General features: G+C 63.3%; 11 protein-coding genes. 6 read left to right on the top strand and 5 right to left on the bottom strand.

Going from position 1 to position 18128, the window contains the following annotated elements; genetic code table 11:
* Nucleotides 1-18: 18 nt before the first annotated feature.
* Genes GAU_RS15335 through GAU_RS15325 form a run of 3 tightly spaced genes read right to left on the bottom strand, consistent with a single transcriptional unit; the run spans nt 19 to nt 6555 of the window.
* Nucleotides 19-1596 carry an alkaline phosphatase D family protein gene (locus GAU_RS15335; RefSeq protein WP_015894810.1) on the bottom strand — a complete coding sequence of 526 codons (1578 nt, stop codon included), beginning with the start codon at nt 1594-1596 and terminating at the stop codon, nt 19-21.
* A 30-nt stretch (nt 1597-1626) separates the two neighbouring features.
* Entirely contained in the window at nt 1627-3423 is a 1797-nt protein-coding gene (locus GAU_RS15330) for a RagB/SusD family nutrient uptake outer membrane protein (protein WP_015894809.1), read from the bottom strand.
* Nucleotides 3424-3435: 12 nt separating this feature from the next.
* The gene (locus GAU_RS15325) at nt 3436-6555 is read right to left on the bottom strand and encodes a SusC/RagA family TonB-linked outer membrane protein (RefSeq protein ID WP_156799076.1); all 3120 of its coding nucleotides are present in this window, start codon (nt 6553-6555) and stop codon (nt 3436-3438) included.
* A 504-nt stretch (nt 6556-7059) separates the two neighbouring features.
* Between GAU_RS15325 and GAU_RS15320 the strand changes: the two genes are divergently transcribed.
* The 3 genes from GAU_RS15320 to GAU_RS15310 all read left to right on the top strand — a co-directional run bounded on the left by GAU_RS15320 (nt 7060) and on the right by GAU_RS15310 (nt 10286).
* Nucleotides 7060-8019: an aldo/keto reductase gene (locus GAU_RS15320; protein WP_015894807.1), complete on the top strand. Its 960-nt coding sequence runs from the start codon at nt 7060-7062 to the stop codon at nt 8017-8019.
* Between the two features lie 30 nt (nt 8020-8049).
* Entirely contained in the window at nt 8050-9387 is a 1338-nt protein-coding gene (locus GAU_RS15315) for an NTP/NDP exchange transporter (protein WP_015894806.1), read from the top strand.
* Nucleotides 9388-9617: 230 nt separating this feature from the next.
* Nucleotides 9618-10286, top strand: a complete 669-nt coding sequence (locus GAU_RS15310; RefSeq protein ID WP_015894805.1) for a hypothetical protein — start codon at nt 9618-9620, stop codon at nt 10284-10286.
* A gap of 14 nt (nt 10287-10300) precedes the next feature.
* Here the strand turns inward: GAU_RS15310 and GAU_RS15305 are convergent, their stop codons facing one another.
* Together GAU_RS15305 and GAU_RS15300 are read right to left on the bottom strand one after the other, a co-directional pair.
* Entirely contained in the window at nt 10301-11362 is a 1062-nt protein-coding gene (locus tag GAU_RS15305; RefSeq protein ID WP_156799073.1) for a metallophosphoesterase, read from the bottom strand.
* Between the two features lie 109 nt (nt 11363-11471).
* Nucleotides 11472-12077 (bottom strand): TetR/AcrR family transcriptional regulator, encoded by a 606-nt coding sequence (locus GAU_RS15300; RefSeq protein ID WP_015894803.1) that lies wholly within the window; start codon nt 12075-12077, stop codon nt 11472-11474.
* A 135-nt stretch (nt 12078-12212) separates the two neighbouring features.
* Between GAU_RS15300 and GAU_RS15295 the strand changes: the two genes are divergently transcribed.
* From GAU_RS15295 to GAU_RS15285, 3 genes are read left to right on the top strand one after another with little or no spacing between them, the layout of a single operon-like run.
* Nucleotides 12213-13355 (top strand): efflux RND transporter periplasmic adaptor subunit, encoded by a 1143-nt coding sequence (locus GAU_RS15295; RefSeq protein ID WP_015894802.1) that lies wholly within the window; start codon nt 12213-12215, stop codon nt 13353-13355.
* Entirely contained in the window at nt 13352-16603 is a 3252-nt protein-coding gene (locus GAU_RS15290; RefSeq protein WP_156799072.1) for an efflux RND transporter permease subunit, read from the top strand. Before GAU_RS15295 ends, GAU_RS15290 begins: the two co-directional genes overlap by 4 nt.
* The gene (locus GAU_RS15285) at nt 16600-18108 is read left to right on the top strand and encodes an efflux transporter outer membrane subunit (protein WP_015894800.1); all 1509 of its coding nucleotides are present in this window, start codon (nt 16600-16602) and stop codon (nt 18106-18108) included. Before GAU_RS15290 ends, GAU_RS15285 begins: the two co-directional genes overlap by 4 nt.
* The last annotated feature ends 20 nt before the right edge of the window (nt 18109-18128 follow it).

Raw genomic sequence — 18128 nt, 5'->3', positions numbered from 1 at the left:
GCAGGTCCTTCGGCTCGGCTACGCCTTCTGCGCGCCCGGGCGTCCGTTTTCCACGACGAACGAGCGGTCCGTGCGAATGGGCTGATCGGGCCGTGACACCTGCGTCAGCACACGATAGTCGCTCTGCCACCGGTCTGGCGTGATGGCACATCGTACGTAGCCGCGCTGGGCATTGTAGTAGTGCACGTGCGGGTTCTCGTCGAGAATGGCCTGCCCGGAAGCGGGCATCGCGGCGCCGTCGCCTCCCGACGTGATCGACGTGCCCACGAACTCCGTCCCGACGATCGGCGACTTGCTGTTTGCCGGATCGAGATGGAAGTCCGCGACCCAGCTCTGGTGCACGTCACCCGTGACCACGATGGGATTGGCGAGCTTGCGGGCGTGCATCGCCGCGACGACACGATCCCGGCAGCGACTGTATCCCGTCCATTGGTCCATCTGATAGCCCACGGCCGGACCGGCGATGCGGTCGATGTCCGCCAACGGCAACTGATTGCCAAGCAGGTTCCAGCGAGCCTGTGATGCGGCGAAGCCGTCGACCAGCCAACGCTCCTGCTCCGTGCCGAGGATGGTGGCTTCGGGCGACAACGACTCCGCGCAGTGCGGCGTCACGCCGTCGCCGCAGGGCTGGTCCGTACGGTACTGCCGCGTATCGAGCATGCTCAGCGACAACAGATCACCATACTGGAAGCGACGATACAACCGCATGTCGGCCCCCTTGGGCATCGACGCACGGCGCAGCGGCATGTGTTCGTAATACGCCTGATACGCCGCCGCGCGCCGCATAAGAAATGCATCCGCCGCATCGTACCGTTCGGAAATGCTGCCGGCGTAGTTGTTGTCCACCTCATGGTCGTCCCAGGTCACCGTCCAGGGGAACGCCGCGTGGGATGCCTGCAGGTCGAGATCGCTCTTGTACAGTGCGTACCGGTTGCGATAGTCCTCGAGTGTCATGATCTCGGGACCGGTGTGTCGGCGCACCCCACTCGGCGATGCACCGCCTTCGTAGATATAGTCGCCAAGGAACACCACGAGTCGCACATCCTCCGAGGCCAGGTGGCGATGCGCGGTGTAGTAGCCGGACTCGTAGTGCTGGCACGAGGCGAACACCAGATCGAGACGGTCAACCTTGGCACCCGGCGCGGGAGCGGTTCGTGTGCGGCCCAGTTGGCTCACGATGCCGCCGGAAATGAAGCGGTACCAGTAGCCACGATCGGGGGCGAGTCCTTCCACTTCGACGTGCACCGAATGGGCGAGCTCCGGCAATGCGAGTACGTCGCCACGCTGCACAATGCGCGAAAACTGTTCGTCGTCGGCCAATTCCCAGCGCACCGGCACACGTTGCGCTGGCATGCCACCACCTCGGAGCGGGTCAGGCGCCAGGCGTGTCCACAACACCACGCCGGTCGACGTCGGGTCGCCGGATGCGATGCCCAGAGTGAACGGAAAGTCGGGAATGCGGCGCTGTGCATCGGATCGGGTGGCCGGGAGCGTCCCCAGCATGATCAGGCCCGCCGCGCTGCCACCGACGCGCAGGAAATCGCGTCGGCTTCCGCCAACCCCGAGGAGTTGGCGGAAATCGAAATCGTTGCTCATGCGAATGTCGTGTGAGAAAGTGGTCGCGGCTCAGTAGCCGGGATTCTGCTTGAGCAGGCTGTTGCGATTCATTTCGTCGCGCGGGATGGGATTGAAGTACATCCGGTCGTTCCAGGCACGCGGTTCCACGTCGATCAGCTTGTAGGTGTAGTTGCGGTAGGTGGAGCGATCGAGCGCGTTGGTGGCTTGCGCGGTGATATCGATGCCGTGCGCGGCTTCACCGAATGCTTGCGGTGCGATCATCCAGCGGCGTGCGTCGAAATAGCGCTGCTCCTCGAACACCAGTTCGATACGACGTTCGTTACGATACTCGTCGCGCAGTGCCGCACCCGTGAATGCCCCATCGATCGCCGGCATACCCGCGCGACGACGGACCTGGTTGATGGCCGAGCGAGCCGCGGCTTCGTCGCCCAGTTCGATGGATGCTTCGGCGTAGTCGAACAGCACTTCGGCATAGCGGAAGAAGTACCACGGCACTTCCTGTGAGACGAACTGGTGATCGACGGCGGGATTGATCGCCTTGCGCTTGTAGTAGCCGGAGTACGTGCCGTTCCAGTTCTCGATCGGGCCCGCCCGGGAATCGAGGCCGGGTACGGTGTTGCCGTTGGGCAACGTCACCTTCGTGAAGGTCTGAATGATGCCGACGGGGTCGAGCGCCACCGCGTCGCTGGGGCGCGGTACCCACTTCGAACCATCGAAGTGAATGGTGGCATAGAAGCGCGGGTCGCGATTCGCGTACGGACTGGCGGCATGCACCGGGTTGTTCCACGAGAACTTCGAACCATCGGCCATGCGGTAGGCATCGACGAGGTTCTGGGTCGGCGTGTTGGATCCCCAGTTGTGGTAGCCGTTCGGTCCGTCGTAGCGGCCGACATTGGGAATATCGACCGTGCCTCGCGATGCCAGGAAATACCGGCCGAAGATGACTTCGCTGTTGGTCGGATTGAGCCACAGCGCGGCGTAGTTGTCGGCGGTGTTTTCACCCTGCGCCGGGTTGCCCCGGAACAGACTGTACACGCCGAGATCGATGACGGACTTGGCGGCCGCCTGGGCCCGACGCCACTTGGCTGCCCGATCGCCGGGGGTGGTGTAGCCCGTCTCCGGCAAACGGCCCGGATTCAGGTTGGCCAGATCGCTGGCCGCGTACATCAGCGTGCGTGCCTTGAGCGTGAGCGCTGCACCTTTGGTGGCTCGGCCAAGTGCCGTCGCACTCTGTGCCACCGGCAATAGCGCCGCGGCTGAATCGGCATCGGCCACCACCGCTTCCACGGTCTGTTCGAAGCTGTTGCGGGCGATCACGAAATCATCATCCAGCTCATACACCTGCTTGATGATGGGCACGCCGCCATAGATGCGCAGCAGGTTGTGGTAGAAGTAGGCGCGCAGGAAAAACGCCTCGCCTTTCATGCGCAATCGGCGTGTTTCGTCGAATGTGGCGCTGTCGATCTGGGTGAGGAAGATGTTCGTATTGCGGATGCTCTTGTACAGCGGTCCCCAGAGGTAGTGATCAAAACGACCGCCGCCCATCGTGCCAAGGCTCGATGGCGTGATGAGCGACTGCATGTGCTGCGTCGTGCCACCAAAACGGGTGTTGTGACCATCGTCGGTCAGCGACCACAACGTGGTGCCGTTCAGACCATGGCCGACACCGCGATAGATGTCGTTGAGCGAAGCTTCCGCCAGATTGGGGTCCGCAAAGACGGCGCGGTTGGAGAGCTGGTCTCGTGGTGTGGCTTCGAGGATCGAGTTGTCGCACCCCGAGAGCACCAGGGCGGCGCAGGTACTGAGACCCGCAATGGCGACCGTGAAGAATCGTGTGAGCGGCATGGGATCTCTGGCTCAGAACGTGAAGGAAGTGCCGAAGTTGAAAACCCGGGCCTGCGGGTAGTACTGTGCCGAAGAACTGCGGGCCTCGGGATCCATGAGCTTCATGCGATCCCAGGTGAGCAGATTGAGGCCGCTGGCGTACACGCGGGCCTGGCGTACGCGCATCGTCGACAGCAGGCGCTGTGGTAGGCGATAGCCGATCTCCAGCGTCTTGAGGCGGAGGTAGTCGGCGTTGCGCAGATAGAACGTGTTGGCATTGCTGCGCCAGTATTCGCCGCCGTTGAACGTGCGCGGCTGCGTGGCGTCCGGATTCTCCGGCGTCCAGCGATTGTCGGCGTAGTCGGCGAGATAGTTGCCGAGATCTCCGGATTCCGTCGCCAGATACTGTGTGGCCCCCGTCGCACCGGCGAAAAACGCCGTGGCATCGAAACCGCCAAAGCGGCCCGTGAACATCAAACCACCGGTGAAGGTCGGCTCTCCAGTCTTACCGATACGCACACGATCGTCGGTCGTGATCGCACCGTCGCCATCGACGTCTTCGAAGATCAGGTCTCCCGGACGCGCGCCGGCCCAGTGCGGATAGGCATTCACCGCCGCCTGATCACGGAACACACCGATGGAGCGATAGTAGAGCCCCGTGTTCATCGGCGAGCCGGTGGAGCGCTGCCATTCGGGCGCACCGGGCGCTTCATCCCAGAACCGAATGGTATTCTTGGTGACACCGCCGTTCAGGGTCACATCGAAGGAGCTGTTGGTGCTCAGCTTCTGGCGCCAGGTGACAGAACCGTCGACACCACGGCTATCCACCTTGCCGATGTTTTCGCGTGGCAACACCAGTCCGGCAGACTGCGGCACGGATGCATTGCGGAACCAGAGAATGTCGTCGCGCTTCTCGGTGAAGTAGTCCACCGTGAAGGACAGGCGATCGTGGAACAGCGAGGCATCGAGTCCCAGATTGGCCTGGTTGGCCACTTCCCATGTGACGTCCGGATTGGGCGTACGGGTGGGGTAGATGCTCTTCACTTCCTGATTCACGCCGAACACGTAGCCATTGCCATAGCCGTACGACGCGAGGTACTGCCACTGGTCGATCCGATCGTTGCCCGTGCGTCCCCACGAGGCGCGCAACTTGAGGTCGTTGAACATCGGCAGGGTGTTGCGCACAAACGACTCTTCCGACAGACGCCAGCCACCCGACACCCCGGGGAAAAATCCGAAGCGGCGATCCTGCGCGAAGATGTATGACCCGTCGTACCGACCGACGAACTCGATCAGATAACGGTCCGCGAAGTTGTAGTTGATGCGCGAGAAGTAGTTCTGACGTCGGGCCAACCCGGCGCTTCCGCCATTCTGCTTCTCCGCATCGCCGCCAGCGAAAATCTCGTCGAGCTGATCGGAGAGGAAAAACTTCCGGAACGCAGCCATGCTGGAGTAGTCGATGGTCTGCCGTTCGGCGCCGGCCATCAGGCCGAGGCTGTGGCGTCCCATCTGACGTTGATAGTCGGTCACCACATTGAGCAGCACACCGTTGTTGCGCTCGTTGTCCTGCTGCAGTTCTGGGGCGTTGTACCCGCGCTGCGCGGCCTGGAGCAACGGCTGCCCGCTCGCATCACGCGCGAGCCCGTCCCAGGTGTACAGTGTCCAGGGTGTGCGCCACTGCTTGCGATAGCCGAACATCTGGTCGTAGTTGGCACCGGCCCGTACCGTGAGCCCCTTCACCCCCGGAATGGCCAGCGTGCCGTTCAGCGTCCCCTGCACGTAGAAGCGCTGGTCGCGGTCATAGCCCGTGGCCGGTGTGCCGATCACGACCGGATTGTTGCCGTATTCGATATCGGGGCCGGGCAGGCCGTTTGGCCAATACGCCGGCAGGTTCGGCTTGCCGCGCATGATCGCGCGGAAGATTTCGCTCGCCGGGCGGTTCGGGTTGTTGCGATCCTCGAGACGTCCGGTGAGATCGAACCGGATGTCGAGATGATCCGTGGCCTTGCCGTCGATGTTGCTGCGAAAGGCGTACTGGTTGTACCGGCTGGCAGTGTTCTCGTAGTAGCCGTCCTGCGACTGCGTCCCCAGCGAGAGGAAGTACTTCATGCGTTCGGCGCCACCACGAAGCGAGACATCGGCGCGGCTTTGTGGCGACGAAGACCGGATGACTTCTGCAAACCAATCCGTGTTCGGATACAACCACGGATCGCTGCCGGCACGAAAGTTTTCGATCTGCTGCGCTGAGTAACGCGGTGCCACGCCACGATACTGATCGACTTCATTCAGCATCGTCATGTACGTCACGGCATCGGTCATCTCCGGCAAACGGGCCGGTCGGTTGGAGCCGTAGTCGGCGCTGAACGTGAGCTCCGGTTGACCGGTGGAGCCGCGCTTGGTGGTGACGAGGATGACGCCGTTGGCGGCCCGTGCACCGTAGATGGCCGCCGAGGCGTCCTTCAGCACACTGATGCTTTCGATGTCTCGCGGATTGAGGCGATCCAGGCCACCCGCGCGATCGGGCACACCATCGATGACGACAAGCGGAGAATTGTCGTTCAGCGTGCGACTGCCGCGGATGCGGATGGTGGCGCCATCAGCGCCGGGCTGACCACTCGATGCCACGGACACCACGCCGGGCAATGTGCCGCCGAGCATGTTGGAGAGGTTCGGGGACGGCATCGCTTCCAGTCGTGAGCCCTGTACCGCGCTCACGGAGCCGGTGACGGTCGCTGCTTTCTGTGTGCCATAGCCAACCACAACCATGTTGTTCAGGCGCGTGGCCACCGACTGCATGCGCACATCGAGTGTGGCGCCCTGATCGGCCGTCACCAACACACGGCGCTCGATGGCGCTGTAGCCGATCATCGTGAACCGCACCCGCTGCTCACCGGCAGGGACACGGGAGATGCGGAACCGTCCGTCCATATCGGTGCGCGCGCCCAACGAGGTGCCGACGATGACGAGCTGTACGCCGGCGACTGGCTGGGCCGTGGTGGAATCGATCACACGACCGGTCAGCGTCGCTGCCTGTTGGTTCGGCGTCGTGACGGGTGCCTGGGGAGGTGGAGACTGCGCGGGCAGTCGGGAAGACGCGAACGGCATCGCCATGGTCGCGATGGCGGCGCAGCACGCAGAGGCAAGGCGCAACATCCTTGTAGCTCCTGGAATCAGAATCGACGGAGGGGCACGAACTCGGCGCGGTGCGATGCACTCCGCGATGGCATTCGCTTCACCGGCCGAAGAGCGAGATGAAGCGATAGTTGGCCCGATTCGGTTCAGGAGCCGAAGCGCCGCAACAGTGTGGAAACGGCGTGTAACGTCGTCCCCGAACGCCCGGGCACGCCCTTGCAGCGGGCGATACCAACTCGATTCACAGCGCGGTGTGAGGCGTGATGAGTGGTATTCGGCCCCATGGTACAATCACCGATCCCCTACAGTCGCCGGCGTATCTCGGTCACGATTCGGTCATTGCCCGAATCCCATTAACGGGTAGTGATTCTTCGCCGTCTACATATAAATGCCATCTCACCGGCCGCCCTCCGGCGGGACAGATGGCGAGCACGACCGCGATCTATGTCGTACCTTCTGCTCCGCGGAGCCCACGCTCCGTGCTCGAGCGCTTCACATCCCGCCGCCTCTGCCGAGGTTCCCGCCATGGTCAATCGTCGAGACTTCCTTGCCACCGCCGCTGGTGTCGGTGCGACGCTGAGCCTGACGCCACGTCTGCTCTCCGCGCTCGCCCAGGGACAACTCCTTCAGCGCGCCATCCCATCCACCGGTGAAAAACTGCCGGTCATTGGACTGGGCAGCTCTGCCACCTTCTCCTCGGTGGCCCGCACCGAAGACGTCACGGCCCTTCGTGAAGTGTTCAAGGCCATGACCGATCGCGGCGCCAGCGTGTTCGATACGGCGCCGTCGTATGGTGCTTCCGAAGAAGTGGCCGGCAAACTCGTGAACGACATGGGCATCACGAAGAAGATGTTCTGGGCCACCAAGGTGAATGTGGCTGGTCGTGGCACCGGCACCGCCGATCCTGCTGCCGCGCGCGCGCAGATCGAAACCTCGCTTGCCCGCTACAAGCAGCCGAAGGTCGATCTCATGCAGGTGCACAACATGGGCGATCCGGCCACCCAGCTCGCCGTGGCCCGTGAGTTCAAGAAGGCCGGCAAGGTCCGGTACGTGGGTATCACCACCACCAGCGACAGTCAGTACGGCCAGTTGGAACAGGTGATGCGCAATGAGCCGCTCGATTTCATCGGCATCGACTACGCAGCGGACAACCGTGGCGTGGAAGAGAAGATCCTGCCGTTGGCCATCGAGAAGAAGATCGCCGTGTTGGTGTATGCGCCATTTGGTCGCACGAGTCTCTTCCGCCGCGCTGGCACCACACCGCTGCCGGAGTTTGCGAAGGAGTTCGACGCCACCACCTACGCGCAGTTGTTCCTCAAGTTCATCCTCGCGCACCCCGCCGTCACGGCGATCACGCCGGCCACCAGCCAGGCGAAGAACATGATCGACAATATCGGTGGTGGTATCGGCCGCATTCCCACGGCGGCGCAGCGTGAACAGATCATCAAGTTCGTCGACGCGCTTCCCCCCGCGCCTGGTCGTTGACCGGGCGCAGTTCCCCTCCACGGGTGCTCCATGACAACTGAGACGGGAGTGCTGGCGCGGTTGCGCGCCAGTGTAGGTGCGCGCCCTGGCGAGGGTGCCGTGCTGGTGTGGGCCACGGCGTATTACTTCCTGGTGTTGTGCGCGTATTACGTCATCCGTCCCATTCGTGACGATATGGGTGCGGCCAGTGGCGCCGAGAATCTGGCGTGGCTATTCACGGGCACGATGATCGGCATGCTGCTCGTGCATCCGCTCTACACGTCTCTCGTCTCCAAGCTCAAGCGACGCCAGTTCATCGGGTGGACGTACCGCTTCTTCATCATGAACCTGATTGTGTTCTATCTGATCTTCCGTGCCTCGAGCGCGGAGCAGCAGATCTGGGTGGGACGCATCTTCTTCATCTGGACGAGCATCTTCAACCTCTTCGTCGTTTCGGTGTTCTGGTCTCTGCTCACCGATGTGTTCAAACCAGGGCAGGGCAAACGGCTCTTCGGTGTGGTCGCCGTGGGCGGCACCATCGGGGCCATGCTTGGTGCGACGATCACCACGGGCCTCGTGGGCGTGATGGGGCCGCTCAACCTCATGCTGGTCTCGGCCCTCATTCTCGAGCTGGCGGTTCGCGCGTCGCACGTGCTCGATCGCAAGGAGGCGGAGATGCACGCCGCCGAGCCGGAGACTGAGGTCGTCGCGGCGGAGGTGCCGTCCAAGAGTGCTTCGGAGGAAGTGATTGGCGGCGGGGTGCTCGATGGCATCAAACACATTCTGTCATCGCCTTACCTGCTGGGCATTGCGTCGCTGATTCTGTTCTACACCATCTCCAGCACGTTCCTCTACTTCCAGCAGGTGGATGTGGTGGCGCGTGTGTTTGGTGAAGACCGCGCGGCACGCACCCGGGTGTTCGGATCCATGGATATTGCAGTGAACGCGCTGACGTTGCTGGCGCAGCTCTTCGTCACGGGCCGTTTCATCAAGTGGCTGGGCATTGGCGCGGCGCTCGCGTTTCTCCCGGCCGTGACATTGATCGGTTTTGGCGTCATGGGTTTTGCGCCAACACTGGTCGTGCTGGTGGTGTTCCAGGTGGCCCGTCGTGCCGGCAACTTCGCGATTCAGCGGCCGGGTCGTGAAGCGTTGTTCACCGTGTTGCCACGCACCGACAAGTACAAGGCGAAGAATTTCAGCGACACCTTCGTCTACCGACTCGGCGATCAGGTCGGAGCGTGGTCGTATACCTGGATGGCCGTCTTTGGACTCGGTCTGTCTGGGCTCGCCTTCACCATGGTGCCGCTTTCGGCGGCGTGGCTGGTGCTGGCGGTGTGGCTCGGCAAGCAGTATCGCGCACGGGAAGCGGGAGCGCGGCCGAACGCCTGATGTGTTTGCGGCTGGCCTTGGCCGGACCGCAACTGCAACAAGCGGGGGGAACACAGACCACACCGAAACAGAACAGAAAAAGCACAGATACCACAACCACGATCACCTGCTTGGAGGGTCCGTGGGGCGGCATCTGTGCTTTTCTGTTCTGTTTCCGTGCAATCAGTGTTCCCCCCGCTGTTTCCCCGCCTCACTCTCGATCAGCCATCGGGAATCGACTAAGTTCGGGGATGAAGCCGCTTGAACGCCTCGGTGAGGCCCGGACCCCTGATGGCACCCTGCTGGAGCTGTTCCGGCACGATGGGGCCTATCTGATTCGCGCCGATCGTGTGGAGTTGATGTCCACGCGCCGGCACTACTCCGAAGACAAGCTCGCCGAGGTGGCCTGCGCACCGCTGACCACGACGCGTGGGGCCCGTGTGCTGATTGGCGGGCTCGGGTTGGGATTCACGCTGCGGGAAGCGCTGCGACATGTCGGTCCCGACGCCGAGGTGGTTGTCGCTGAACTCGTGGCCGAAGTGATTGCCTGGAATGCCAATCCCGAGTTCGCCTTGTCGGCGGAGGCCATGGCCGATCCACGCGTGAAGATCGTGCACGATGACGTCATCAACGTGCTGCGGGCCAATCGCGGTGGTTTTGATGCCATCATGCTCGACACCGACAATGGCCCCGAAGGGATGATCATGGCGGAGAACTCGCGCCTTTACGCCAACAAGGGCATTGTCAGCACGCTGGCCGCGCTCAAGCCTCATGGCACGGTTGCCTATTGGTCCGTTGGCGATGACCCGGGCTTTCTGAACGCGTTGGAGAACATCGGGCTCACGGTGCAGACACTGCGTGTGCGAGCCCATGTGACCAGCGGACCAATGCACACGCTGTATGTCGCAAAGCGCGCCTGAAGACGCGAGGGGCGTCAGGGCGAAGAACGAATCGCACTGTTGGCCGATTGCCTGAGCGTGACCACGGTGACTTCCGGCAGTGCTCCGATACGCAACGGCAAACCCCAGTAGTTGGTGCCGGGGTTGATGTAGAGCAGCGATTGTTGTTCGCGGTGACTGCCCATGGCGTGCTTGAGGAATGGTGACGCGAGGCTCCACCCGAGACGCGGGATGGAAAACTGGCCGTAGTGCGTATGCCCGCTGAGTGTGAGCGCCACGCCGCGTTTGACGAGGGCGGGCCAGAGCGCTGGATTGTGCGCCAACACGATCGTGAAGGCACCCGGAGGCACGTTGGTCAGGGTGCACCCGATGTCCGGGGCGCACTCCGCGGCCACATCGCGCGACCACCCCAATGCGGCCGGGTCACCGGTGCCCGCCAACCAGAACCGCGCACCGCCATGCACCAGCGGGATGGCCGCATTCACGAGTACCTGCATGCCGGCGGCTTCCATGCCCACACGTACCGCAGGCCATCCCGCACACACGTCGTGGTTCCCGGCGATGGCATACACACCCAGTGGTGCGGTGAGACTGCCGAATGCGTTCGTGAAGTGCTGCACATCCGGGGCATAGTCGTCCACCTGGTCACCTGTGATGGCGATCAGATCCGGACGTGCCTCGTGCACCGCCTTGTGCACGCGGGCGAGAAATCGGCGTGGTGTGTGCGGCCCTACATGTAGGTCGGAGATCTGCACGATGCGCAGGCCATCCAACGACGCTGGTACATCGGGATGTTCAGCAACGAGTTCTTTTGTCACCAGCCATCGTGAACCCACGTATCCAGCCAGTGCGATGGCACTGAGTATGGATCCTGCCAGAGCCAAGGCCCAGCGTCCTCCTGCGCCGGGCGCGCCGAATGGCAGGCCCAGTATCACGCCCGCAAGTGCGGAAAGACCCAGTACGGGCAGTGCTACTTGCAGGTACCAGAACGGGCGCATCAGCCAGATACGTTCTACGGCTGACGGATAACGTCGTCCCGCAAAACCGCGCAGCAGGAGCACCAATGGGATCGCACTCGCCACGGCCGCGATCAGCACGGTGATCCATCCACCAGGTACCACCGGCGGCGATCAGCACGCCGATGATCGTCCACCACACGGCCATCCAGAGACTGAAACCTCGTGCGATTCCCGACAGGGATGGCACTTACAATCCCCTGGAGAGGATCGCCAGTGTCGCCTGTTCGATCTCTTCTGGCGTTCGCTGTGCCGCATCGATCCCGCCGCAGAGCCGGTAGCCCAACGCGACACCCATCATCATCCAGGGCAACAGCATCGCGGCGAGTTCGGGGTCGACCGACGTGGAATCGGTGCGCACCAGCGCATCACGCAGGTCGGCGCGTCGTGGGGCAATCACTTCATCGAAGAACGCCCGTGCCACGGCCGGCGCGTGCGGCAATTCCGTGAGCACCACGCCGGTCATGTCGAGCTCACCTTCCCGCTCGTACTTCTCCCACAGCACACGGACCATACGGGCGAGCAGCTCGTCCCGCGTCGTGACGTCCGCCAAGGCCTGCGCCAGTGATCCCACGTCCTGCGCGCGCTCACGCATGAGGGCCAGCAGCAGGTCTTCCTTGGAGTCGAAGTAGTGGTACAGGCAGCCCTTCGTCACGCCGGCCTCATCACTCACCGCGTTCAGACTGGCTCGACGGAATCCCGCTTCGGCGAAAACCCGCAGCGCCGCGTCGAGTACCTCGCGACGACGGTCCTCCGGCCGCATGCGCCGGCGATCTGGCGGTGACGCCTCGCTCATCTCAGTGCGTAAAGGGGGGTGAAAGTACCAGTGCAAATCGCACAACACGGTGCTTACCTACTACGTAGTATGTAACCACCTGTCGGCTGGCAGGAAACCACAGTCGCGCCAAACGGCGCCATCTCCGCGCTCTTCATGTACGCTTTTGCGCTCCGCCCCCGGCATTGGGCGGTGGGATTGTCCGTTGCTCTGACATTGGCCTGCTCGAAGAAGGAGGCGGCACCGCCGCCACCGCCATCGGAGGTCACCTACATCGTCGCGCAGCCGGCCACGGTCGAAGAGAACCTGCAGTTCGTCGGACAGGTCGAGGCCTACCGCACCGTGCAGGTGCGCGCCCAGGCTGCCGGCATCATCCTCGAACGTCCGTTCACGGAAGGCACGCAGGTACAGGCGGGCCAGGTGCTCTATCGCATCGATGCGGTCACCGCCGATGCCGACGCCCGCGCCGCCCGTGGTCGTCTCAGTGAAGCGGAAGCCCGAATGGCCAACGCCGAACTCATGGCCAGTCGTCTGCGTCCGCTCCTGGTGGGCAATGCGATCGCCAAACAGGAAGTCGACAACGCCGAATCCCAGTTGCTGCAGGCCAAGGCGCTGGTAGAGCAGGCACGCGGCGCGGCCGATGCGGCCGAGAAGCGACTCAAGGAGACCGTGGTGCGCGCCGAGATCGGCGGGCGTGTGGGCCGCGCGGTGCTCGAGGTGGGCGCACGGGTCGCTGGCGTGAGCGACCTGCTTACGACCATCGATGTGGTGGACCCGGTGTATGTGAGCTTCCGACCGTCGGCCGCGCAGCAGTATCGCTGGGCACGGGACGCGGCGGCACGTCGTGAGTTGGCGGTGGGTGGCAAGGCGCGGGTGGTGCTCTTCATGCCCGATGGCAGCGAGTTCCCGCGGCTTGGTCGTATCGACTTCGTGGACCCGGTGGTCGACGCCCGTACCGGCACGCAGCAGTATCGTGCGCGCTTCGAAAATGGCGATCGTCTGCTGGTGCCGGGTCAGTTCGTGCAGGCGCGCATTCGTGGTCTGAGCCGAGACAGCGCGATTGTGGTGCCGCAGCGCGCCGTGTTGCAGCAGATGGGCAAGGAAGTGGTGTATGTCGTCGACGACAGCAACAAGGTGGCGGTGCGGGAAGTGAAGGCCACCGGCTGGTCGGGCAACAACTGGCTGATCGAGAAGGGGCTCTCGGCCGGTGAAAAGGTCGTGGTGGACGGTGTGCAGAAAGTCGGCGCCGGCGCGGTCGTGCGCGCGAAGGTGTTGGCGGACAGTGGAGCGCGCCAGTGAGCAGCAAGTTGCCGCATGACAATGCACACGACGGTCTGCACCACAAACCCGACAGCGAAATCAGCAACAAGCTGGCCAATGCGGTGACGCCGGAGAGCGAGTACCTCTTTGTGCGCCGGCCGGTACTCGCTGCCGTGATCTCCATGGTGATCACGTTGCTCGGCCTCTTCGCCATGCAGTCACTGCCCGTGAGTCGGTACCCGCAGATCACACCGCCTGCGGTGCAGGTGACCGCGTTCTACCCGGGCGCGAGCGCAGCCGACGTAGCCACCGCCGTGGCCGCGCCCATCGAACAGCAGTTGTCGAGCCTCAACGGCCTGTTGTACTACAAGTCGTCGAATACCAGCGATGGCACGATGTCGATGTCGATCTACTTCGACATCTCGCGCAATCAGGACCTCGCGGCCGTGGACGTGCAGAACGCCGTGGGTGTGGCCACGCCCCAGTTGCCGGCCGCCGTGCGTCAGACCGGTGTGACCATCACCAAGGCCAACTCCGACATCCTGGCGCTGGTCGCCATCACATCCGACGACCCGCGCTACGACGCGTCGTATCTCAGCAACTACGCCAAGATCTACGTCGAAAACGAGATCAAGCGCATTCCCGGTGTCGGTGATTCGCGGGTGTTCGGCAATCTCGACTTCGCGATGCTGATCAGCATGAATCCTGAGCGCATGGCGCAGCTCGGGATCACCGTGGAAGATGTGCAGCAAGCCGTATCGGCGCAGAATGCCACCAAGCCTGGCGGCCGTCTCGGTCGCGAGCCGTCGCCGATGGGCACCCAGCTCACCATCCCCGTGGTCACCACCGGCCGCCTCACGCAGCCCAGCGAGTTCGGTGAGATCATCGTGCGTGCGCGCCCCGACGGATCGCTGGTGCGAGTGAAGGACATTGCCGAAGTCACCATGGGTTCGCGCGGCTACGATGCCAAGGCCCGTGTGAATGGCAAGCCCACTGCCAATCTGCTGGTGTTCGGTCGGCCGGGTGCCAACAACCTGGAAGTGAAGAACGCCATCGTGAAGCGCATGCAGGAACTGGCGCCCACGTTCCCGCCCGGCGTGCGCTACGAAATTCCCTTCGACACCACGCCCTTCATCACCGAATCCATCAAGGAAGTGGTGAAGACGCTGTTCGAAGCCATGCTGCTGGTGACGCTGGTGGTGTTCCTGTTCCTCAAGAGCTGGCGCGCCACGCTCATCCCGGTGCTGGCGGTGCCGGTCTCCATCATCGGCACCTTCCTCGGCTTGCAGGCCCTGGGTTTCACCATCAACACGCTGACGCTGTTTGGCCTGGTATTGGCCATCGGTATCGTGGTCGATGACGCCATCGTCGTCATCGAAAACGTCGAGCGCATCATGGAGCAGGACCACGTATCACCGCGTGTAGCCACCAACCGGGCCATGAAGCAGGTGGGTGGTGCCCTGGTGGCCATCGTGCTGGTGTTGTGTGCCGTGTTCATCCCGGTGGCCTTTGTGGGTGGCATCACTGGCGCCATGTACAAGCAATTCGCCGCGACCATCGTGATTTCGGTGGTGATCTCCGGACTGGTGGCACTCACGCTGACCCCTGCGCTGTGTGCAACGTTGCTGCGGCACAAGACCTACGAAGAAGAGGGCAAGTTCTTTCAGGCCTTCGATCGCGGTTTTGCGCGGTTGACGCGCAAGTATGTGAGTGGCGCGACCGGCGTCATTGATCGGCCGCGCACGTGGGTAGCCGGCTTTGCCGTCATCCTCGTGCTGATCGGCGTGCTGTACAAGGCCGTGCCCGGCGGTTTCCTGCCCAATGAAGACAAGGGTTATTTCGCCGTGTCCATCCAGTTGCCGGACGCTGCCTCCTTGCAGCGCACCAGCGATGTGGTGACCGAAGTGAACCGCATCGTGCGCGACGATCCGATGGTGCGTGGCACGGTGGCGCTGGAAGGTTTTGCGTTGCTCACCGGCTCCAACCTCACGAACGTGGCCACCATGTTCGTCACGCTCAAGCCGTGGGGCGAACGTACCGGCAAGGACGAATCCCTCGAGGCCGTGCTGGCGCGCATCAACAAGAAGCTGGGCGGGCTCAAGGAAGCGGTGGTGTTCGGCTTCAATCTGCCCGAAATCCCCGGTCTGGGTATCACCAGTGGTCTCGAACTGAACCTGCAGCAGCGTTCCGGAGACGATGTACAGGCCTTCGCGCGTGAAGTGCAGAGTTTCGTGAACGACGGCAAGAAGATTCCGTCGTTGCAGAACGTGGCCACCAACTTCCGCGCCGAAGTGCCGCAGCTCTTCGTGACCGTGGACGAAGCCGCGGCGCAGGCGCGCGGGGTGAACACGTCGCAGGTGTTTGCCACCCTGCAGACGATGCTTTCCAACCTGTACATCAACGACTTCAACATCTACGGTCGTCCGTACCGCGTGCAGGCCGAAGCCCAGGCGCAGTTCCGGCAGACTCCGGAAGACATCGGTCGATATTTTGTGCGCAGCAATACAGGCGCGATGGTGCCGCTGTCGGCGGTGACCGAAAGCGATATGCGCGGCGCCCCCAGCTTGCTCACGCGCTTCAATGGTTTTCCGGCTGCACTCGTGACCGCTGCCGCCACACTGGGGGCGAGCTCCGGCGAAGGCCTCGACGCGGTGGAAAAGCTGGTTGCCGACAAATACGCCGCACAGGGTATCGGCTACGCCTATAGCGGCCAGTCCTTCCAGGAGCGTGAGTCGGCGGGCAGCAACAACCTCGTGCTCGTACTCGGCCTGGTGTTGGTGTTCCTGGTACTTGCCGCGCAGTACGAAAGTTGGTCCATTCCGTTTGCCGTGCTGCTGGGCATTCCCTTCGGTATCGTCGGGGCGCTGTTCGGCGTCTGGCTGCGCGGATCGCCCAGTGACGTCTATCTGCAGGTCGGTCTCTTCACCGTGGTCGGGTTGGCGGCCAAAAACGCCATCCTCATTGTGGAGTTTGCGACGTCACTGCGCGCACAGGGCTACAGCATCCGCGATGCCGCCATCGAAGCGGCGCGCGAGCGTTTCCGACCCATTCTCATGACGTCCTTCGCGTTCATCCTTGGCGTGCTGCCGCTGGTGATTGCTGGTGGTGCCGGCGCCGGCAGCCGACGGTCACTCGGTACCGGTGTGTTTGCCGGTATGCTCGTCGCCACCTTGGTCGGCATCTTCTTCATTCCGTTGTTCTTTGCTTTGATCCGCCGTTTCACGGAACGCGGCGTCGCCGGCACGACACCCGTTGCATCTGGTACGAAGGCGGAGGTGGTGTCATGAGCCGGTCTCCGTATGTCGCACGCGTACAGTCGGCGCTCACGCTGGTATCGGCGCTGTTGCTTGGTGCCTGCGCCGTTGGGCCGTCCACCCGTGTTCGCCCCGACGTGCCCTCGGTGACGGCGCGAGCATCCTCCGGTCCATCGGCGGATACTCGTCAGTTCCTCGACTCCTTGCGTACGGCCCGCGCGCAGGACGGCAAAGACAGTCTGGCGCGTATCACGTCGAGGCTCGCCGCCGAGTCGATCGATCTGGTCGCGAGTGGCTCTTCGGCACCAGCGTGGACCGAGGTCCTGCGTGACAGCACGTTGGAGTCGCTGATTCGCGTGGCGGTGAGCAACAACCGCAATCTGCGTGTGGCCCAGCAGCGTATCAACGAATTCCGCGCGTTGCGCGGCGTGGCCGCGTCGCGGTTTTTCCCGCAGATCAACGTGGGCACCACGATGGGCACCAACAAGATCGCCCTGGCCGCCGCACCGCCCATCGAGTTCGATGCCGCGCGTGTGACCAGCGATCTCGCCTGGGAGCTCGACTTCTGGGGGCGCACTCGGCGAGCTACGCAGGCCGCAGGGTTCGACGTGGCGGCGCGCGAAGATGATGTGCGCGCCACGACGTTGTCGCTGGTGAGCGATGTGGCCAATACCTACCTGCAGCTACGTGAGGCCGATGCGGTCATTACCATCGCCGAGCAGACATTGGTGTCGCGTGAAGCCACGTTACAGTTGGCGCGCCGGCGATTCGAGCAGGGGCTGATCTCCGAGCTCGACGTGCGGCAGTTCGAGGCCACCGTGGCTGATCCGGCCGCGCGTGTGGCCGACTTCACCCGGCAGCGCACGGAGCTGGAGAATGCGCTGTCCGTGTTGCTTGGTACATCGCCCCAGACCATCACGCGTGGGCAGTTGCTCAGCGATATCGTGAAGACGGTGAACGTGCCCGACTCGCTGTCTGGCGATCTGCTGGCGCGCCGTCCCGATGTGCTGCGGGCGCAGCATGATTTTCAGGCAGCCACCGCGCGCATCGGTGTGGCGCAGGCCGCCCGGCTGCCCACGGTGTCGATCACGGGACAGTACGGCGCGCAGCGTCCGACGTACGGCACGATCTTCGATGGCCGTGGTGAGATCTACACGTTGCAGGCCGGCATTTCGGTGCCGTTGTTCACCGGTGGGCGGTTGAGCAGCGAGCAGAAGGCCGCCAAGGCGCGTGCGGAACAGTCACGGAATACGTTCGAGCAGGTGGTGCTGGTGGCATTGCGGGAGGCCAGTGATGCCGCCGCCGGTGTGCGGTTGCGTCGGGATCAACTGGCCGCGCAGCAGACGCAGGAACGTGCGCTGCTGGCGGCGTTCACGATTGCCGAGCGGCGGTACGCGAGCGGGATTTCGAGTTATCTCGAGGTGCTGGATGCACAGCGCGGGTTGTTCGCGGCGCAGTTGACCAGGGTGCAGGTGGAGCGGCAGTATCTGGCGGCGACGGTGCAGTTGTTTCGGGCGGTGGGTGGAGGGTGGCAGTAGCACCCGAAACAACTCCCATG

The sequence above is a fragment of the Gemmatimonas aurantiaca T-27 genome (assembly GCF_000010305.1).
Taxonomy (GTDB): Bacteria; Gemmatimonadota; Gemmatimonadetes; order Gemmatimonadales; family Gemmatimonadaceae; genus Gemmatimonas; species Gemmatimonas aurantiaca.
Note: the sequence above shows the minus strand (reverse complement) of the source record. Positions and strands in the feature narration are given on the sequence as shown.

Excerpts from the sequence above, each read along its gene's own strand:
- GAU_RS15325 (WP_156799076.1), bottom strand. The coding sequence starts at position 6,555 with ATGTTGCGCCTTGCCTCTGCGTGCTGCGCCGCCATCGCGACCATGGCG.
- GAU_RS15315 (WP_015894806.1), top strand. The coding sequence starts at position 8,050 with ATGACAACTGAGACGGGAGTGCTGGCGCGGTTGCGCGCCAGTGTAGGT.
- GAU_RS15285 (WP_015894800.1), top strand. The coding sequence starts at position 16,600 with ATGAGCCGGTCTCCGTATGTCGCACGCGTACAGTCGGCGCTCACGCTG.
- GAU_RS15320 (WP_015894807.1), top strand. The coding sequence starts at position 7,060 with ATGGTCAATCGTCGAGACTTCCTTGCCACCGCCGCTGGTGTCGGTGCG.
- GAU_RS15310 (WP_015894805.1), top strand. The coding sequence starts at position 9,618 with ATGAAGCCGCTTGAACGCCTCGGTGAGGCCCGGACCCCTGATGGCACC.
- GAU_RS15335 (WP_015894810.1), bottom strand. The coding sequence starts at position 1,596 with ATGAGCAACGATTTCGATTTCCGCCAACTCCTCGGGGTTGGCGGAAGC.
- GAU_RS15295 (WP_015894802.1), top strand. The coding sequence starts at position 12,213 with ATGTACGCTTTTGCGCTCCGCCCCCGGCATTGGGCGGTGGGATTGTCC.
- GAU_RS15300 (WP_015894803.1), bottom strand. The coding sequence starts at position 12,077 with ATGAGCGAGGCGTCACCGCCAGATCGCCGGCGCATGCGGCCGGAGGAC.
- GAU_RS15330 (WP_015894809.1), bottom strand. The coding sequence starts at position 3,423 with ATGCCGCTCACACGATTCTTCACGGTCGCCATTGCGGGTCTCAGTACC.